This is a genomic window from Streptomyces sp. NBC_00250, assembly GCF_036192275.1.
Taxonomy (GTDB): Bacteria; Actinomycetota; Actinomycetes; order Streptomycetales; family Streptomycetaceae; genus Streptomyces.
Window position 1 is genome coordinate 3,839,393 of sequence record NZ_CP108088.1, and the last position, 13,592, is coordinate 3,852,984.

The following is a 13,592-nucleotide window of genomic DNA, read 5'->3' on the forward strand; positions in this document are numbered from 1 at the left end:
GACGCCCGACGGAGTGCTGCGTACTGCGTACTGCAAGGGTACGGGCGGCACGGTCCGAAGAGCCGTACCGCCCGAAGTCCTGAGTCAAGCAGCCGTGCGTCAGACGCGGCGGCGCTTGGGGGGACGGCAGCCGTTGTGCGGCGTGGGGGTGACGTCCTGGATCGAACCGACCTCGAGGCCCGTGGCCTGGAGGGAGCGGATCGCGGTCTCGCGGCCGGAGCCCGGACCCTTGACGAAGACGTCAACCTTGCGCATGCCGTGCTCCTGCGCGCGGCGAGCGGCCGACTCGGCGGCCATCTGCGCGGCGAACGGGGTCGACTTGCGCGAGCCCTTGAAGCCGACGTGGCCGGCGGAGGCCCAGGAGATCACGTTGCCCGCGGGGTCCGTGATCGAGACGATCGTGTTGTTGAACGTGCTCTTGATGTGAGCGTGCCCGTGAGCGACGTTCTTCTTTTCCTTGCGGCGCACCTTCTTGGCAGCGCCCTGACGACCCTTGGGGGGCATCTATAACTCCTACGGGAGGTGGTCGGTCCTACAGCGAAGACCGCTTGGTCAAGCGTCCGCTGAGGACTACTTCTTGCCCGGCTTCTTCTTGCCGGCGATGGCGCGACGCGGGCCCTTGCGGGTACGAGCGTTCGTGCTGGTGCGCTGGCCGCGGACGGGCAGGCCACGACGGTGGCGCAGACCCTGGTAGCAGCCGATCTCGACCTTGCGGCGGATGTCGGCGGCGATCTCGCGGCGGAGGTCACCCTCGGTCTGGAGGTTGGCGTCCACGTACTCGCGGATCTTGACGAGGTCTTCCTCGGCAAGGTCGCGGACACGGGTGGACGGGTTCACGCCGGTCGCGGCGAGGATCTCCTCGGACCGGGTACGCCCGATACCGAAGACGTAGGTGAGTGCGACCACCACACGCTTTTCGCGCGGGATGTCAACACCGGAAACGCGTGCCATTCAATGGCTCCTGTGTTCTCGGGGGTCTGCTGCAGAACCGTTCCCGGCTGCCGTATGAGGTACAGGTCGGGTCCCCGGCCCCCGCCGGAGGTGCCGTCAACCGTGAATCACGGCCCGACGGGCTCTGCGTATGTACGTATTGCTATGCGTCGCGCGAAGAACTGCGAAATTGCAGGTCGGTCGGCGTGCGTCAGCCCTGGCGCTGCTTGTGGCGCAGGTTGTCGCAGATGACCATGACCCGACCGTGACGGCGGATCACCTTGCACTTGTCGCAGATCTTCTTGACGCTCGGCTTGACCTTCATGGGTGTGAGGTTCTCCGGGTCAGTGCCACCACCCGCGCGTGAAGGCGGGGTGCGGGCAAGATCTACTTGTACCGGTAGACGATCCGGCCACGCGTCAGGTCGTACGGAGAGAGCTCCACCACGACCCGGTCGTCCGGAAGGATTCGGATGTAGTGCATCCGCATCTTGCCGGAGATGTGCGCGAGGACCTTGTGACCGTTCTGGAGCTCCACCTTGAACATGGCGTTCGGGAGGGACTCGATCACGGTGCCCTCGATTTCGATGGCACCTTGCTTCTTGGCCACGCTTCGCCTTTCGAATCGGCTACCTTGATCGACTCTCGCCGCCGTATGCGGACACACGGGTACACGAGAGCCGACGCATCAGTCTACGTCAGGCCCCAGGAAAAGACGAATCGGGAAGTCTGCCCACCCGAACTGATCCTTACGCAAGGCACCACGCCGTAGAAACTTCAAAGCTACTCCTGAGCGGACGAAAGCGCTCCGACCCGCTACGCCAGCGGGTCCGGCGCCGCCGTGACGCCCAGTTCCGCCAGCTTCGCCTTGCCACCGTCGACCGCGGTCAGGACCAGGGGGCCCTCTTCGGTCAGGGCGATCGAGTGCTCCCAGTGGGAGGACCAGGTGCCGTCCGTGGTGATGACGGTCCAGTCGTCCTTCAGGACCTCCGTCTGGGGGGTGCCCAGGGAGACCATCGGCTCGATCGCCAGGCAGAGGCCGGGGACCAGCTTCGGGCCCTTGCCGCGCTTGCGGGAGACGTAGTTCAGCAGGTGCGGGTCCATGTGCATCTCGGTGCCGATGCCGTGGCCGCCGTAGTCCTCGATGATCCCGTACCGGCCGAGGCTGTGGTCGCCGACGGCGGGGCGCGGCTGGCGCTTGATGTACGTCTCGATGGCCTTCGAGATGTCGACCAGACGGTTGCCGAGCTTCATGGCCGCGATACCGGCCCACATCGACTCCTCCGTGACCCGGGAGAGCTCGACGAGCTCCGGCGCGTGCCCGGTGCCCACGAAGGCCGTGTAGGCCGCGTCACCGTGCCAGCCGTCGACGATGGCGCCCGCGTCGATGGAGATGATGTCGCCGTCCTTGAGGACGGTCTTGTCGTCGGGGATGCCGTGGACGACGACCTCGTTCACCGAGGTGCAGATCGTCGCGGGGAACCCGCCGTACCCGAGGAAGTTCGACTTCGCGCCGTGGTCGGCGATGACCTTCCGCGCGACCTCGTCGAGATCACGGGTCGTGGCGCCCGGCACGGCCGCCTCACGGGTCGCCGAGTGAATGGCGGCGACGACCAGCCCCGCCTCGCGCATCTTCGCGATCTGCTCGGGGGTCTTGATCTGCACCATCGTGGCCGCGGCCTTTCCATCGAGTACGGGGAACAGAACAACGATACGGCCGCGGCACCCCCGAGGGGCACCGCGGCCGTATCGAACGAACCAGGGCTACTTCTTGAGCGCGGCCATCGCCTTCGCGGTGACCTCGTCCACCTTGCCGAGCGCCGAGATCGTCACGACCAGGTTCTGCGCCCGGTAGTAGTCGATGATCGGCTCGGTCTGCGTGTGGTAGACCTCCAGGCGCCGGCGGACGGTCTCCTCGGAGTCGTCGTCGCGCTGGAAGAGCTCGCCGCCGCAGACGTCGCAGACGCCCTCGGTCTTCGGGGCGTTGTACGTCAGGTGGAACACGTGCGCCGAGTCGTTACGGCAGATGCGGCGACCCGCGATCCGCTTCACGACCTCGTCCTCGGGGACCTCCAGGTCCAGGACCGCGTCGAGCTGCATGTCCTCGGCCTTCAGGACGACGTCCAGAGCCTCGGCCTGAGCCACGTTGCGGGGGAACCCGTCCAGCAGGAAGCCGTTGGCGGCGTCCGGCTGCTCCATCCGGTCCTTGGCCATCCCGATGGTCACCTCGTCGGGTACCAGGTCACCGGCGTCCATGAACGCCTTGGCCTTCAGACCCAGCTCCGTGCCCTGAGAGATGTTGGCGCGGAACAGGTCGCCCGTGGAGATGTGCGGGATGTCCAGGTTCTTGGCAAGGAACGCAGCCTGCGTTCCCTTGCCGGCACCGGGCGGTCCGACGAGGACGATTCGCATCAGCGGAGGAACCCTTCGTAATTGCGCTGCTGGAGCTGGCTCTCGATCTGCTTCACGGTCTCCAGCCCCACACCCACGATGATGAGGATGCTCGTCCCACCGAAGGGGAAGTTGGCATTGGCGCCACCGAAGCCTGCCAACGCCATCGTCGGCACAAGAGCGATCAGACCCAAGTACAGCGAGCCCGGCCAAGTGATCCGGTTGAGCACGTAGCTCAGATACTCGGCAGTAGGTCGACCAGCCCGGATACCCGGGATGAAGCCACCATACTTCTTCATGTTGTCCGCGACTTCCTCGGGGTTGAACGAGATCGCCACATAGAAGAAGGCGAAGAACACGATCAGGAGGAAGTACGTAGCGATGTAGTAGGGGTGGTCACCCTTGACGAAGTGGGCTTCGATCCAGGTCTTCCACCCTGCGGTGGAGTTCGAGAACTGGGCGATCAAGGCCGGGATGTAGAGCAGCGACGACGCGAAGATGACAGGAATCACACCTGCCTGGTTCACCTTCAGCGGGATGTACGTGGACGTACCGCCGTAGGAGCGCCGGCCGATCATGCGCTTCGCGTACTGCACCGGGATGCGGCGCTGGGCCTGCTCGACGAAGACCACGAGGGCCACCATCACGAAGCCGATGAGGATGACGGTGCCGAACTCGATCCAGCCCTTGGCGAGCTTGCCGCTCTCCTTGATGGCCCAGAGGGCACCCGGGAAGCCGGCGGCGATCGAGATGAACATCAGGATCGACATGCCGTTGCCGATGCCGCGGTCGGTGATGAGCTCACCGAGCCACATGACGATGCAGGTGCCGGCGGTCATCGTGATGACCATCGTGGCGATGGTGAAGATCGACGGGTCGGGGACGACCTGGTCGGCGACACGGCAGCCACTGAAGAGAGCACCGCTCTTGGCGGTGGCCACGAGACCGGTGCCCTGAAGGATGGCGAGGGCGACCGTCAGGTACCGGGTGTACTGCGTGATCTTGGCGGTACCGGACTGACCCTCCTTCTTGAGGGCCTCGAGTCGCGGGATCACGACGGTCAGCAGCTGCAGGATGATGCTCGCCGTGATGTACGGCATGATGCCGAGCGCGAAGATGGTGATCTGCAGCAGCGCGCCGCCACTGAACATGTTGACCAGGCCGAACAGGCTGTTGTTGCCCTCGCTGGCCTGCTTCACACACTGCTGGACGGCCTCGTAGCTGACGCCGGGGACCGGGATGTGGGCCCCGAGGCGGTACAGCACGATGATGGCGAGCGTGAAGAACAGCTTCTTGCGCAGGTCGGGCGTCTTGAACGCCCGGGCGAACGCGGTAAGCACGGTGCCTCCTGCGACCCCCGCGCTATGCGTCAAGGGTGACGGTCTTGAGGTTCGACGATTAGGTATCGGTCATCAATCCCGTGCGGGCATACCGCACGGAGCCTAGACAGTGCACGCCACCTTACCGGCGAGCATGCCCCCCTAGGAACGACCAATCGGGGATGCCCCTTTTGGGAGGCATCCCCGATCGGATGTTCAAGCCATCGAGTCGTCTTAGACGAGCTCGGTGACGGTGCCGCCGGCAGCGGCGATCTTCTCCTTGGCGGAGCCGGAGACGGCGTCAACCGTCACCTGCAGCGCCACGGTGATCTCGCCGGTGCCGAGCACCTTGACGAGCTGGTTCTTGCGAACCGCACCCTTGGCGACCAGATCGGCCACCGTGACCTCGCCACCCTGCGGGTAGAGCGCGGTGAGCTTGTCCAGGTTCACGACCTGGTACTCGGTGCGGAACGGGTTCTTGAAGCCCTTGAGCTTCGGCAGACGCATGTGGAGGGGCATCTGCCCACCCTCGAAGCGCTGCGGAACCTGGTAACGGGCCTTCGTGCCCTTGGTACCACGACCGGCCGTCTTACCCTTCGACGCCTCACCACGACCCACACGGGTCTTCGCGGTCTTGGCGCCGGGGGCGGGACGGAGGTTGTGGGCCTTCAGCGGGTTGGTCTCCGCCATGTCAGTCAACCTCCTCGACCGTCACGAGGTGGCGGACGGTGTGCACCATGCCGCGGAACTCGGGGCGGTCCTCCTTGACAACCACGTCGTTGACCTTCTTGAGGCCAAGCGAGCGCAGGGTGTCGCGGTGGTTCTGCTTGCTGCCGATGTACGACTTCGTCTGCGTGACCTTGAGGCGAGCCATTAGGCACCCGCCCCAGCACGCGCACGGAGCAGAGCCGCGGGGGCGACGTCCTCGAGGGGCAGACCACGGCGAGCCGCGATCTCCTCGGGACGCTGCAGGCCCTGAAGGGCCGCCACGGTCGCGTGCACGATGTTGATCGCGTTGTCGGAGCCGAGCGACTTCGACAGGATGTCGTGAACGCCGGCGCACTCGAGCACGGCGCGCACCGGGCCACCGGCGATAACACCGGTACCGGGGGAAGCCGGCTTGAGCAGGACGACGCCCGCGGCCTTCTCGCCCTGGATCGGGTGAGGGATGGTGCCCTGGATGCGCGGAACCTTGAAGAAGTTCTTCTTGGCTTCCTCGACACCCTTGGCGATGGCCGCGGGAACTTCCTTGGCCTTGCCGTAACCGACACCTACGGTGCCGTCACCGTCGCCCACCACGACCAGCGCGGTGAAGCTGAAGCGGCGACCACCCTTGACAACCTTGGCGACGCGGTTGATCGCGACAACGCGCTCAACGTACGCGGTCTTCTCGGCGGCAGCGCCACCGTCGCGGCCCTTCCGGTCCCGCCGCTCGCCGCCACCGGCACCGCTTCCGCGGCGCTGGGGTCCAGCCATTGGATTTACCTCTCTCTGTTACGTCCGTTAGTCCCGGAACCGGGGCTTAGAACTTCAGCCCGGCTTCGCGGGCGGCGTCAGCCAGAGCGGCAATGCGCCCGGCGTACCTGTTGCCACCACGGTCGAACACGACAGCCTCGACGCCAGCGGCCTTGGCGCGCTCGGCGACGAGAGCTCCGACCTGCTTGGCCTGCGCGGACTTGTCACCCTCGCCACCGCGGATCGACGCGTCCAGGTTCGACGCCGACGCAAGGGTGTGACCCTTGAGGTCGTCGATGACCTGAGCGGTGATACCACGGTTCGAACGCGTCACGACGAGGCGCGGACGCTCCGCCGTACCCGACACGTTCTTGCGGATGCGGATGTGGCGGCGCGCCTTGGCGGCACGCTTGTAAGCGTCGCCCTTGGCGATCTTCACACCGTATGCCATGGCTTACTTACCAGCCTTTCCGACCTTGCGGCGGATGACCTCGCCGGCGTACTTGACGCCCTTGGCCTTGTACGGGTCGGGCTTCCGCAGCTTGCGGATGTTCGCCGCGACCTCGCCGACCTTCTGCTTGTCGATGCCCTCGACCGAGAACTTGGTCGGCGACTCGACCTTGAACGAGATGCCCTCGGGCGCCTCGACCAGGATCGGGTGGCTGTAGCCGAGCTGGAACTCCAGGTTGGAGCCCTTCGCGGCCACGCGGTAACCGACACCGCTGATCTCGAGCGCCTTCACGTAACCCTGGGTCACACCGGTGATCATGTTGGCCACCAGCGTGCGGGACAGGCCGTGAAGGGCCTTGTTCTGACGCTCGTCGTTCGGACGGTTGACGTTCAGCACGCCATCCTCGCCCTTAACGATCTCGATCGGAGCGGCGACGGTGTGGCTCAGGGTGCCCTTGGAACCCTTCACCGTGACCGTGCGGCCATCGATGGTGACGTCCACGCCGGCGGGAACCTGGATAGGCAGCTTGCCAATACGCGACATGAGCTTTCCTTCCTTTCCCGACTACCAGACGTAGGCGAGGACTTCCCCACCTACGCCCTTCTTGCCTGCCTGCTGGCCGGTCAGGAGACCGTGGGACGTGGAGATGATCGCCACGCCCAGGCCGCCGAGAACCTTCGGCAGGTTGGTGGACTTCGCGTAAACCCGGAGACCGGGCTTCGAGATCCGCTTGATGCCCGCGATGGAGCGCTCACGGTTCGGACCGAACTTGAGCTCGAGGACGAGGTTCTTGCCGACCTCGGCGTCCTCGACCTTCCAGCCCGTGATGAAGCCCTCCTGCTGGAGGATTTCCGCGATGTGAGACTTGATCTTGCTGTGCGGCATCGTCACGGAGTCGTGGTATGCCGAGTTCGCGTTACGCAGACGAGTCAGCATGTCCGCGATCGGATCAGTCATGGTCATGAATTGGCCTTCGGCCTCTCTCGCCGGGGTTTCCAGTGCGCCATCCCTCTCCCCACACAGGGGCGGGACGGGTGCGGCGCGGGGACCTACGGCGTAGTAAGTCGTACGGGCGTCGGACGCCCAACCCTCCTAGCCTAAGCCATGGAGGGCTGGGCATCCGACAACCCAGTGCTTACCGAGAGACTCCGGTCATCCCAACTAAGGGATTACCAGGAGCTCTTGGTCACGCCCGGCAGCTCGCCACGGTGAGCCATCTCACGAAGGCACACGCGGCACAGGCCGAACTTGCGGTACACGGAGTGGGGACGACCACAGCGCTGGCAGCGCGTGTAGCCACGCACGCCGAACTTGGGCTTGCGAGCAGCCTTCGCGATGAGAGCCTTCTTCGCCATCTCGCTTACGCCTCCTTGAAGGGGAAGCCGAGGTGACGCAGAAGGGCACGGCCCTCGTCGTCGTTGGTCGCCGTGGTCACCACGGTGATGTCCATACCCCGGACACGGTCGATCTTGTCCTGGTCGATCTCGTGGAACATGACCTGCTCCGTGAGACCGAAGGTGTAGTTGCCACGCCCGTCGAACTGCTTGGGGGACAGACCACGGAAGTCGCGGATGCGCGGAAGCGCGAGCGACAGGGTGCGGTCCAGGAACTCCCACATGCGGTCGCCACGGAGGGTGACGTGCGCACCGATCGGCTGTCCTTCGCGAAGCTTGAACTGCGCGATGGACTTGCGGGCCTTGGTGACGGCCGGCTTCTGACCGGTGATGGTGGTCAGGTCACGGACGGCACCGTCCATGAGCTTCGAGTCACGGGCGGCGTCGCCGACACCCATGTTGACCACGATCTTCACGAGGCCGGGAACCTGCATGACGTTCTCGTAGGAGAACTCCTCACGCAGCTTGCCCGCGATCTCCTCGCGGTACTTCGTCTTGAGACGCGGAGTGGTGGTAGCCATCAGATGTCCTCACCCGTCCGCTTGGCAACGCGGATCTTGTTGCCCTCGTCGTCGAAGCGGAAACCGACACGCGTGACGACCTTCTTGCCGTCCTTCTCCACGACCAGCTGGACGTTGGAGACGTGGACCGGAGCCTCGGTCGTGACGATGCCACCGGCCTGCGACGGGCCGGCCTTGGTGTGCTTCTTGACCCGGTTGACACCCTCGACGAGGACGCGGTTCTCGCGGGGGAAGGCCGTGATGACCTTGCCCTGCTTGCCCTTGTCCTTACCGGTGATGACCTGGACCAGGTCGCCCTTCTTGATCTTCATGCTTACAGCACCTCCGGCGCGAGCGAGATGATCTTCATGAACTTCTTCTCGCGCAGCTCACGGCCGACCGGGCCGAAGATACGGGTGCCGCGAGGGTCGCCGTCGTTCTTGAGAATGACAGCGGCGTTCTCGTCGAAGCGGATGTACGAGCCGTCCTGGCGGCGGCGCTCCTTGACGGTGCGAACGATGACCGCCTTGACGACGTCACCCTTCTTCACGTTGCCACCGGGGATCGCGTCCTTGACGGTGGCGACGATGACGTCACCGATGCCCGCGTAGCGGCGACCCGAGCCACCGAGAACACGGATGCAAAGGATCTCCTTGGCACCAGTGTTGTCGGCGACACGCAGTCGCGACTCCTGCTGGATCACGTCTATCTCCTGATTTGTCTGCCGGTTCCCGGCGGGGTTGCGCCAAGTGATCAGCGCAACCCCACCGAGCCTGGCGGAACTGACCTGAGGGAAACCCCTCAGGCTGAACATATGGATTTCCCTTGCGGGAAATTCCTTACTTGGCCTTCTCGAGGATCTCGATGACGCGCCAGTGCTTCGTGGCGGACAGCTTCCGGGTCTCCATCAGGAGGACGCGGTCGCCGATGCCGGCAGCGTTCTGCTCGTCATGAGCCTTGAGCTTGTTCGTACGGCGGATGACCTTGCCGTACAGCGCGTGCTTGACGCGGTCCTCGACAGCGACGACGACGGTCTTGTCCATCTTGTCGCTGACGACCAGGCCCTCGCGGACCTTGCGAGCGTTGCGCTCGGTCTTCTCAGTCACGTTGCTCTCGCTCATCAGGCGTTCTCCACCGTCTCGATGCCCAGCTCGCGCTCACGCATCAGGGTGTAGATCCGGGCGATGTCCTTACGGACGGACTTGAGCCGGCCGTGGTTCTCGAGCTGACCCGTCGCCGCCTGGAAGCGGAGGTTGAACAGCTCTTCCTTGGCCTCGCGGAGCTTGTTGAGAAGCTCCTCGTTGCCCAGCTCGCGCAGCTCGGACGCCTTGGTACCGGCCGACATCACAGCTCACCTGCTTCGCGCTTAACGATCTTGCACTTCATCGGCAGCTTGTGGGCCGCACGGGTCAGGGCCTCGCGCGCGATCTTCTCGTTCGGGTAGGACAGTTCGAACATCACCCGACCCGGCTTGACGTTCGCGATCCACCACTCCGGAGAACCCTTACCGGAACCCATGCGGGTCTCGGCAGGCTTCTTCGTCAGGGGGCGGTCCGGGTAGATGTTGATCCAGACCTTGCCGCCACGCTTGATGTGGCGGGTCATCGCGATACGAGCAGCCTCGATCTGGCGGTTCGTCACGTACGCCGGCGTGAGGGCCTGAATGCCGTACTCGCCGAACGCAACCTGCGTACCACCCTTGCTCATACCCGAGCGCTTGGGGTGGTGCTGCTTGCGGTGCTTGACCCTACGGGGGATCAGCATTTCGGTCAGGCCTCCGTTCCGGTGCTCTCAGCCGGAGCGGCAGCGGCGGCGGGAGCGTCGGCCTTGGGGGCCTCGGCAGCCGGCGCGGACTGCTGCTGCGGCTTGCGGCCGCGGCCGCCACGCTCGCCACCGCGGCCACCACGGCCGGCCGGGCGGTCGCCAGCGCCGGCGCCACGGGCCGGGCGGTTACCCGCACGGGCCGCAGCGTTCTCGGCGCGGACCTCGGCGATGTTCTTGACGTCGCCCTTGTAGATCCAGACCTTGACGCCAATGCGACCGAAGGTCGTCTTGGCCTCGAAGAAGCCGTAGTCCACGTTCGCGCGGAGCGTGTGCAGCGGCACACGACCCTCGCGGTAGAACTCCGAGCGGGACATCTCGGCGCCGCCGAGACGACCGCCACACTGGATCTTGATGCCCTTGGCGCCGGCCTTCATCGTGCCCTGCATGCTCTTACGCATGGCGCGACGGAAGGAGACGCGGGAGGAGAGCTGCTCGGCAACGGCCTGAGCAACCAGCTGAGCGTCCATCTCGGGGTTCTTGACCTCGAGGATGTTCAGCTGGACCTGCTTGCCCGTGAGCTTCTCGAGGTCACCGCGGATGCGGTCGGCCTCGGCGCCACGGCGGCCGATGACGATGCCGGGACGCGCGGTGTGGATGTCCACCCGCACGCGGTCACGGGTGCGCTCGATCTCAACCTTCGAGATGCCGGCGCGCTCCATGCCGGACGTCATCATCCGACGGATGGCGACGTCTTCCTTGACGTAGTCCTTGTACAGCTTGTCGGCGTACCAACGGGACTTGAAGTCCGTGGTGATGCCGAGCCGGAACCCATGCGGGTTAACCTTCTGGCCCATTACCGGGTTCCTTCCTTGCTGCTGACGACCACGGTGATGTGGCTGGTCCGCTTACGGATCCGGTAGGCACGGCCCTGGGCACGCGGACGGAACCGCTTCAGGGTCGGGCCCTCATCCACAAACGCCTCGCTGATGATCAGCGAAGAGGCGTCCGTGTGGTCGTAGTTGTGTGCAGCGTTGGCAATGGCGCTGTCCAGCACCTTGCCAACCGGCACGCTCGCGGCCTGCGGGGCGAAACGCAGGACCGCCTGAGCCTCCGTGGCGTCCATGCCACGGATAAGGTCCACCACTCGGCGGGCCTTCATGGGCGTGACGCGGATGTACCGCGCCTGGGCCCTGGCTTCCATGGTTGTCCTTCCAGTGTCTGTCATGGTCATTCCACCCCGCTACTAGCGGCGCTTCGACTTCCGGTCGTCCTTCACGTGACCCCGGAAGGTGCGCGTCGGCGAGAACTCGCCGAGCTTGTGGCCGACCATCGACTCGGTGACAAACACCGGAATGTGGGTCTTGCCGTTGTGCACCGCGATCGTGTGGCCGAGCATGGCCGGGATGATCATCGAGCGACGGGACCAGGTCTTGATGACGTTCTTGGTACCGGCTTCGTTCTGTACGTCCACCTTCTTTACGAGGTGTCCGTCGACGAAGGGTCCCTTCTTGAGACTGCGCGGCATCTAAACCCGCTCCTAGCGCTTCTTGTTCGTCTTGCGGCGGCGGACGATGTACTTGCTCGAAGCCTTCTTCGGCGAGCGAGTACGACCCTCCTTCTGACCCCACGGGGAGACCGGGTGGCGACCACCGGAGGTCTTACCCTCACCACCACCGTGCGGGTGGTCAACCGGGTTCATCGCCACACCGCGGACGGTCGGGCGGACGCCGAGCCAGCGCTTGCGGCCGGCCTTGCCCCAGTTGATGTTCGACTGCTCGGCGTTGCCGACCTCGCCGATCGTGGCGCGGCAGCGCGCGTCGACGAGACGGATCTCACCGGACGGCATACGAAGGTGGGCCATCGTGCCCTCCTTCGCCAGCAGCTGCACGGAGGCACCAGCGGAGCGGGCGAACTTGGCGCCGCCACCGGGACGGATCTCGATCGCGTGGATCGTGGTACCGACCGGGATGTTGCGGAGCGCCAGGTTGTTGCCGGGCTTGATGTCCGCGCCGGGGCCGTTCTCGACGCGGTCACCCTGCGTCAGACCCTTGGGGGCGATGATGTAGCGCTTCTCGCCGTCCACGTAGTGGAGCAGCGCGATGCGCGCCGTGCGGTTCGGGTCGTACTCGATGTGCGCGACCTTGGCCGGCACGCCGTCCTTGTCGTGACGACGGAAGTCGATCACACGGTAGGCGCGCTTGTGTCCACCACCCTGGTGGCGAACGGTGATCCGACCGGTGTTGTTACGGCCGCCCTTGCTGTGCAGGGGGCGAACCAGCGACTTCTCCGGCGTGGACCGCGTGATCTCGACGAAGTCGGCTACGGAGGAGCCACGACGGCCCGGCGTAGTCGGCTTGTACTTGCGGATTCCCATTTCTCAGTCCTCGTCCGATTCCGGACGATCCAGACCGCCCTTAGGCGGTCGGACCGCCGAAGATGTCGATACGGTTGCCCTCAGCAAGGGTCACGATGGCGCGCTTGGTGTCCTTGCGCTTGCCGAAACCGGCCTTGGTGCGCTTGCGCTTACCCTGGCGGTTGATCGTGTTGACCCCGGTGACCTTGACCGAGAAGACCGCCTCGACGGCCTGCTTGATCTGGGTCTTGTTGGAGCCAGGCGCGACGATGAACGTGTACTTGTTCTCGTCCAGCAGGGCGTAGCTCTTCTCCGAGACGACCGGCTTGATCAGGATGTCGCGCGGGTCCGAGAAGGTCTTGCTGGTGACGACGGCCTCAGTCATCAGGCGTCGCTCCCTTCGGTCTCAGCGGTCTGGGGGCCAGACACGAAGGACTCGAGGGCGGCCTTGGTGAAGACCACGTCGTCGGAGACGATCACGTCGTACGTGTTGAGCTGGCCCGGCTCCAGGATGTGCACCTGGGGCAGGTTACGAGCGGACAGCCACGCGGCCTCGTCGGAGCGCTCGACGACCAGGAGCAGGTTCTTGCGCTCCGAGATCTTGCCGAACAGCGTCTTCGCGGCCTTGGTGGAGATGTCACCCTCGACCACGCCGGTCACGACGTGGATGCGGGAGTGGGTGGCCCGGTCCGAGAGGGCACCGCGGAGGGCGGCGACCTTCATCTTCTTGGGGGTCCGCTGCGAGTAGTCACGCGGCTGGGGGCCGTGAACGACGCCACCGCCGACGAACTGCGGGGCGCGGGTCGAACCCTGGCGAGCGCGGCCGGTGCCCTTCTGGCGGTAAGGCTTCTTGCCACCACCACGGACTTCGCCACGACGCTTGGTCTTGTGCGTGCCCTGACGGGCCGCGGCCAGCTGCGCGACGACGACCTGGTGGATCAGCGGAACGCTGACCTTGGCGCCGAAGATCTCCTCGGGGAGCTCGACGGTCCCGGTCTTGTCGCCTGCCGGCGAAAGGATGTCAATGGTGCTCATC

The 13,592-nt window shown here is 65.3% G+C and carries 26 protein-coding genes; all 26 read right to left on the minus strand.

The features are described 5' to 3' along the window. Positions 1 to 99: 99 nt before the first annotated feature. Entirely contained in the window at positions 100 to 504 is a 405-nt protein-coding gene (gene rpsK, locus OG259_RS17070; protein ID WP_006376016.1) for a 30S ribosomal protein S11, read from the minus strand. A gap of 66 nt (positions 505 to 570) precedes the next feature. Next, the gene (gene rpsM, locus OG259_RS17075) at positions 571 to 951 is read right to left on the minus strand and encodes a 30S ribosomal protein S13 (RefSeq protein ID WP_015035595.1); all 381 of its coding nucleotides are present in this window, start codon (positions 949 to 951) and stop codon (positions 571 to 573) included. A 190-nt stretch (positions 952 to 1,141) separates the two neighbouring features. Further along, positions 1,142 to 1,255 carry a 50S ribosomal protein L36 gene (gene rpmJ, locus OG259_RS17080; RefSeq protein WP_003956441.1) on the minus strand — a complete coding sequence of 38 codons (114 nt, stop codon included), beginning with the start codon at positions 1,253 to 1,255 and terminating at the stop codon, positions 1,142 to 1,144. Between the two features lie 62 nt (positions 1,256 to 1,317). Next, positions 1,318 to 1,539 carry a translation initiation factor IF-1 gene (gene infA, locus OG259_RS17085; RefSeq protein ID WP_003956442.1) on the minus strand — a complete coding sequence of 74 codons (222 nt, stop codon included), beginning with the start codon at positions 1,537 to 1,539 and terminating at the stop codon, positions 1,318 to 1,320. Positions 1,540 to 1,745: 206 nt separating this feature from the next. Then, complete coding sequence (map, locus tag OG259_RS17090) at positions 1,746 to 2,597, minus strand: type I methionyl aminopeptidase (RefSeq protein ID WP_266895453.1); 852 nt, start codon at positions 2,595 to 2,597, stop codon at positions 1,746 to 1,748. A 96-nt stretch (positions 2,598 to 2,693) separates the two neighbouring features. Beyond that, positions 2,694 to 3,341 (minus strand): adenylate kinase, encoded by a 648-nt coding sequence (locus OG259_RS17095; RefSeq protein ID WP_328943064.1) that lies wholly within the window; start codon positions 3,339 to 3,341, stop codon positions 2,694 to 2,696. Beyond that, positions 3,341 to 4,660 carry a preprotein translocase subunit SecY gene (gene secY, locus OG259_RS17100; protein WP_266895449.1) on the minus strand — a complete coding sequence of 440 codons (1,320 nt, stop codon included), beginning with the start codon at positions 4,658 to 4,660 and terminating at the stop codon, positions 3,341 to 3,343. Before secY ends, OG259_RS17095 begins: the two co-directional genes overlap by 1 nt. Before the next feature lie 213 nt (positions 4,661 to 4,873). Further along, positions 4,874 to 5,329: a 50S ribosomal protein L15 gene (rplO, locus tag OG259_RS17105; protein WP_030318646.1), complete on the minus strand. Its 456-nt coding sequence runs from the start codon at positions 5,327 to 5,329 to the stop codon at positions 4,874 to 4,876. Position 5,330: 1 nt separating this feature from the next. After that, a complete protein-coding gene (rpmD, locus tag OG259_RS17110) occupies positions 5,331 to 5,513 on the minus strand; it encodes a 50S ribosomal protein L30 (protein ID WP_015035589.1) in 183 nt (60 codons plus the stop codon). Continuing rightward, positions 5,513 to 6,115, minus strand: a complete 603-nt coding sequence (gene rpsE, locus OG259_RS17115) for a 30S ribosomal protein S5 (protein WP_114625512.1) — start codon at positions 6,113 to 6,115, stop codon at positions 5,513 to 5,515. The genes rpmD and rpsE overlap by 1 nt, the downstream gene beginning before the upstream one ends. A 46-nt stretch (positions 6,116 to 6,161) precedes the next feature. Next, the gene (gene rplR, locus OG259_RS17120; protein ID WP_015035587.1) at positions 6,162 to 6,545 is read right to left on the minus strand and encodes a 50S ribosomal protein L18; all 384 of its coding nucleotides are present in this window, start codon (positions 6,543 to 6,545) and stop codon (positions 6,162 to 6,164) included. Between the two features lie 3 nt (positions 6,546 to 6,548). Next, positions 6,549 to 7,088, minus strand: a complete 540-nt coding sequence (gene rplF / locus OG259_RS17125) for a 50S ribosomal protein L6 (protein WP_024755414.1) — start codon at positions 7,086 to 7,088, stop codon at positions 6,549 to 6,551. A gap of 21 nt (positions 7,089 to 7,109) precedes the next feature. Continuing rightward, positions 7,110 to 7,508: a 30S ribosomal protein S8 gene (gene rpsH / locus OG259_RS17130; RefSeq protein ID WP_015035585.1), complete on the minus strand. Its 399-nt coding sequence runs from the start codon at positions 7,506 to 7,508 to the stop codon at positions 7,110 to 7,112. Between the two features lie 206 nt (positions 7,509 to 7,714). Then, a complete protein-coding gene (locus OG259_RS17135; RefSeq protein ID WP_003948630.1) occupies positions 7,715 to 7,900 on the minus strand; it encodes a type Z 30S ribosomal protein S14 in 186 nt (61 codons plus the stop codon). 5 nt (positions 7,901 to 7,905) lie between these two features. Beyond that, positions 7,906 to 8,463, minus strand: a complete 558-nt coding sequence (rplE, locus tag OG259_RS17140) for a 50S ribosomal protein L5 (RefSeq protein ID WP_106975815.1) — start codon at positions 8,461 to 8,463, stop codon at positions 7,906 to 7,908. Next, the gene (gene rplX / locus OG259_RS17145) at positions 8,460 to 8,771 is read right to left on the minus strand and encodes a 50S ribosomal protein L24 (protein WP_024755412.1); all 312 of its coding nucleotides are present in this window, start codon (positions 8,769 to 8,771) and stop codon (positions 8,460 to 8,462) included. Before rplX ends, rplE begins: the two co-directional genes overlap by 4 nt. Positions 8,772 to 8,773: 2 nt before the next feature. Then, positions 8,774 to 9,142 carry a 50S ribosomal protein L14 gene (gene rplN / locus OG259_RS17150; RefSeq protein WP_003956455.1) on the minus strand — a complete coding sequence of 123 codons (369 nt, stop codon included), beginning with the start codon at positions 9,140 to 9,142 and terminating at the stop codon, positions 8,774 to 8,776. Between the two features lie 136 nt (positions 9,143 to 9,278). Next, positions 9,279 to 9,560, minus strand: a complete 282-nt coding sequence (rpsQ, locus tag OG259_RS17155; RefSeq protein ID WP_015035582.1) for a 30S ribosomal protein S17 — start codon at positions 9,558 to 9,560, stop codon at positions 9,279 to 9,281. Next, positions 9,560 to 9,784 (minus strand): 50S ribosomal protein L29, encoded by a 225-nt coding sequence (rpmC, locus tag OG259_RS17160; RefSeq protein ID WP_017239580.1) that lies wholly within the window; start codon positions 9,782 to 9,784, stop codon positions 9,560 to 9,562. Before rpmC ends, rpsQ begins: the two co-directional genes overlap by 1 nt. Beyond that, positions 9,784 to 10,203: a 50S ribosomal protein L16 gene (gene rplP / locus OG259_RS17165; protein ID WP_015035580.1), complete on the minus strand. Its 420-nt coding sequence runs from the start codon at positions 10,201 to 10,203 to the stop codon at positions 9,784 to 9,786. The genes rpmC and rplP overlap by 1 nt, the downstream gene beginning before the upstream one ends. Before the next feature lie 5 nt (positions 10,204 to 10,208). Further along, complete coding sequence (gene rpsC, locus OG259_RS17170) at positions 10,209 to 11,057, minus strand: 30S ribosomal protein S3 (protein WP_017239578.1); 849 nt, start codon at positions 11,055 to 11,057, stop codon at positions 10,209 to 10,211. Continuing rightward, positions 11,057 to 11,404, minus strand: a complete 348-nt coding sequence (gene rplV, locus OG259_RS17175; RefSeq protein ID WP_187623358.1) for a 50S ribosomal protein L22 — start codon at positions 11,402 to 11,404, stop codon at positions 11,057 to 11,059. Before rplV ends, rpsC begins: the two co-directional genes overlap by 1 nt. 42 nt (positions 11,405 to 11,446) lie before the next feature. Continuing rightward, entirely contained in the window at positions 11,447 to 11,728 is a 282-nt protein-coding gene (gene rpsS, locus OG259_RS17180) for a 30S ribosomal protein S19 (RefSeq protein ID WP_024755409.1), read from the minus strand. A 12-nt stretch (positions 11,729 to 11,740) separates the two neighbouring features. Further along, positions 11,741 to 12,577 (minus strand): 50S ribosomal protein L2, encoded by an 837-nt coding sequence (gene rplB, locus OG259_RS17185; protein ID WP_030214008.1) that lies wholly within the window; start codon positions 12,575 to 12,577, stop codon positions 11,741 to 11,743. Positions 12,578 to 12,617: 40 nt separating this feature from the next. Next, positions 12,618 to 12,941 carry a 50S ribosomal protein L23 gene (gene rplW / locus OG259_RS17190; protein ID WP_015035575.1) on the minus strand — a complete coding sequence of 108 codons (324 nt, stop codon included), beginning with the start codon at positions 12,939 to 12,941 and terminating at the stop codon, positions 12,618 to 12,620. Then, positions 12,941 to 13,591, minus strand: coding sequence for a 50S ribosomal protein L4 (gene rplD, locus OG259_RS17195; protein WP_189831625.1), 651 nt, complete (start codon positions 13,589 to 13,591; stop codon positions 12,941 to 12,943). The genes rplW and rplD overlap by 1 nt, the downstream gene beginning before the upstream one ends. Position 13,592 lies beyond the last annotated feature (1 nt).

Coding starts and splice junctions, on each gene's coding strand:
- rpsK (WP_006376016.1), bottom strand. CDS start 504: ATGCCCCCCAAGGGTCGTCAGGGCGCTGCCAAGAAGGTGCGCCGCAAG.
- rpsM (WP_015035595.1), bottom strand. CDS start 951: ATGGCACGCGTTTCCGGTGTTGACATCCCGCGCGAAAAGCGTGTGGTG.
- rpmJ (WP_003956441.1), bottom strand. CDS start 1,255: ATGAAGGTCAAGCCGAGCGTCAAGAAGATCTGCGACAAGTGCAAGGTG.
- map (WP_266895453.1), bottom strand. CDS start 2,597: ATGGTGCAGATCAAGACCCCCGAGCAGATCGCGAAGATGCGCGAGGCG.
- OG259_RS17095 (WP_328943064.1), bottom strand. CDS start 3,341: ATGCGAATCGTCCTCGTCGGACCGCCCGGTGCCGGCAAGGGAACGCAG.
- rplO (WP_030318646.1), bottom strand. CDS start 5,329: ATGGCGGAGACCAACCCGCTGAAGGCCCACAACCTCCGTCCCGCCCCC.
- rpmD (WP_015035589.1), bottom strand. CDS start 5,513: ATGGCTCGCCTCAAGGTCACGCAGACGAAGTCGTACATCGGCAGCAAG.
- rpsE (WP_114625512.1), bottom strand. CDS start 6,115: ATGGCTGGACCCCAGCGCCGCGGAAGCGGTGCCGGTGGCGGCGAGCGG.
- rplR (WP_015035587.1), bottom strand. CDS start 6,545: ATGGCATACGGTGTGAAGATCGCCAAGGGCGACGCTTACAAGCGTGCC.
- rplF (WP_024755414.1), bottom strand. CDS start 7,088: ATGTCGCGTATTGGCAAGCTGCCTATCCAGGTTCCCGCCGGCGTGGAC.
- rpsH (WP_015035585.1), bottom strand. CDS start 7,508: ATGACCATGACTGATCCGATCGCGGACATGCTGACTCGTCTGCGTAAC.
- OG259_RS17135 (WP_003948630.1), bottom strand. CDS start 7,900: ATGGCGAAGAAGGCTCTCATCGCGAAGGCTGCTCGCAAGCCCAAGTTC.
- rplX (WP_024755412.1), bottom strand. CDS start 8,771: ATGAAGATCAAGAAGGGCGACCTGGTCCAGGTCATCACCGGTAAGGAC.
- rpsQ (WP_015035582.1), bottom strand. CDS start 9,560: ATGAGCGAGAGCAACGTGACTGAGAAGACCGAGCGCAACGCTCGCAAG.
- rpmC (WP_017239580.1), bottom strand. CDS start 9,784: ATGTCGGCCGGTACCAAGGCGTCCGAGCTGCGCGAGCTGGGCAACGAG.
- rplP (WP_015035580.1), bottom strand. CDS start 10,203: ATGCTGATCCCCCGTAGGGTCAAGCACCGCAAGCAGCACCACCCCAAG.
- rpsC (WP_017239578.1), bottom strand. CDS start 11,057: ATGGGCCAGAAGGTTAACCCGCATGGGTTCCGGCTCGGCATCACCACG.
- rplV (WP_187623358.1), bottom strand. CDS start 11,404: ATGGAAGCCAGGGCCCAGGCGCGGTACATCCGCGTCACGCCCATGAAG.
- rpsS (WP_024755409.1), bottom strand. CDS start 11,728: ATGCCGCGCAGTCTCAAGAAGGGACCCTTCGTCGACGGACACCTCGTA.
- rplB (WP_030214008.1), bottom strand. CDS start 12,577: ATGGGAATCCGCAAGTACAAGCCGACTACGCCGGGCCGTCGTGGCTCC.
- rplW (WP_015035575.1), bottom strand. CDS start 12,941: ATGACTGAGGCCGTCGTCACCAGCAAGACCTTCTCGGACCCGCGCGAC.
- rplD (WP_189831625.1), bottom strand. CDS start 13,591: ATGAGCACCATTGACATCCTTTCGCCGGCAGGCGACAAGACCGGGACC.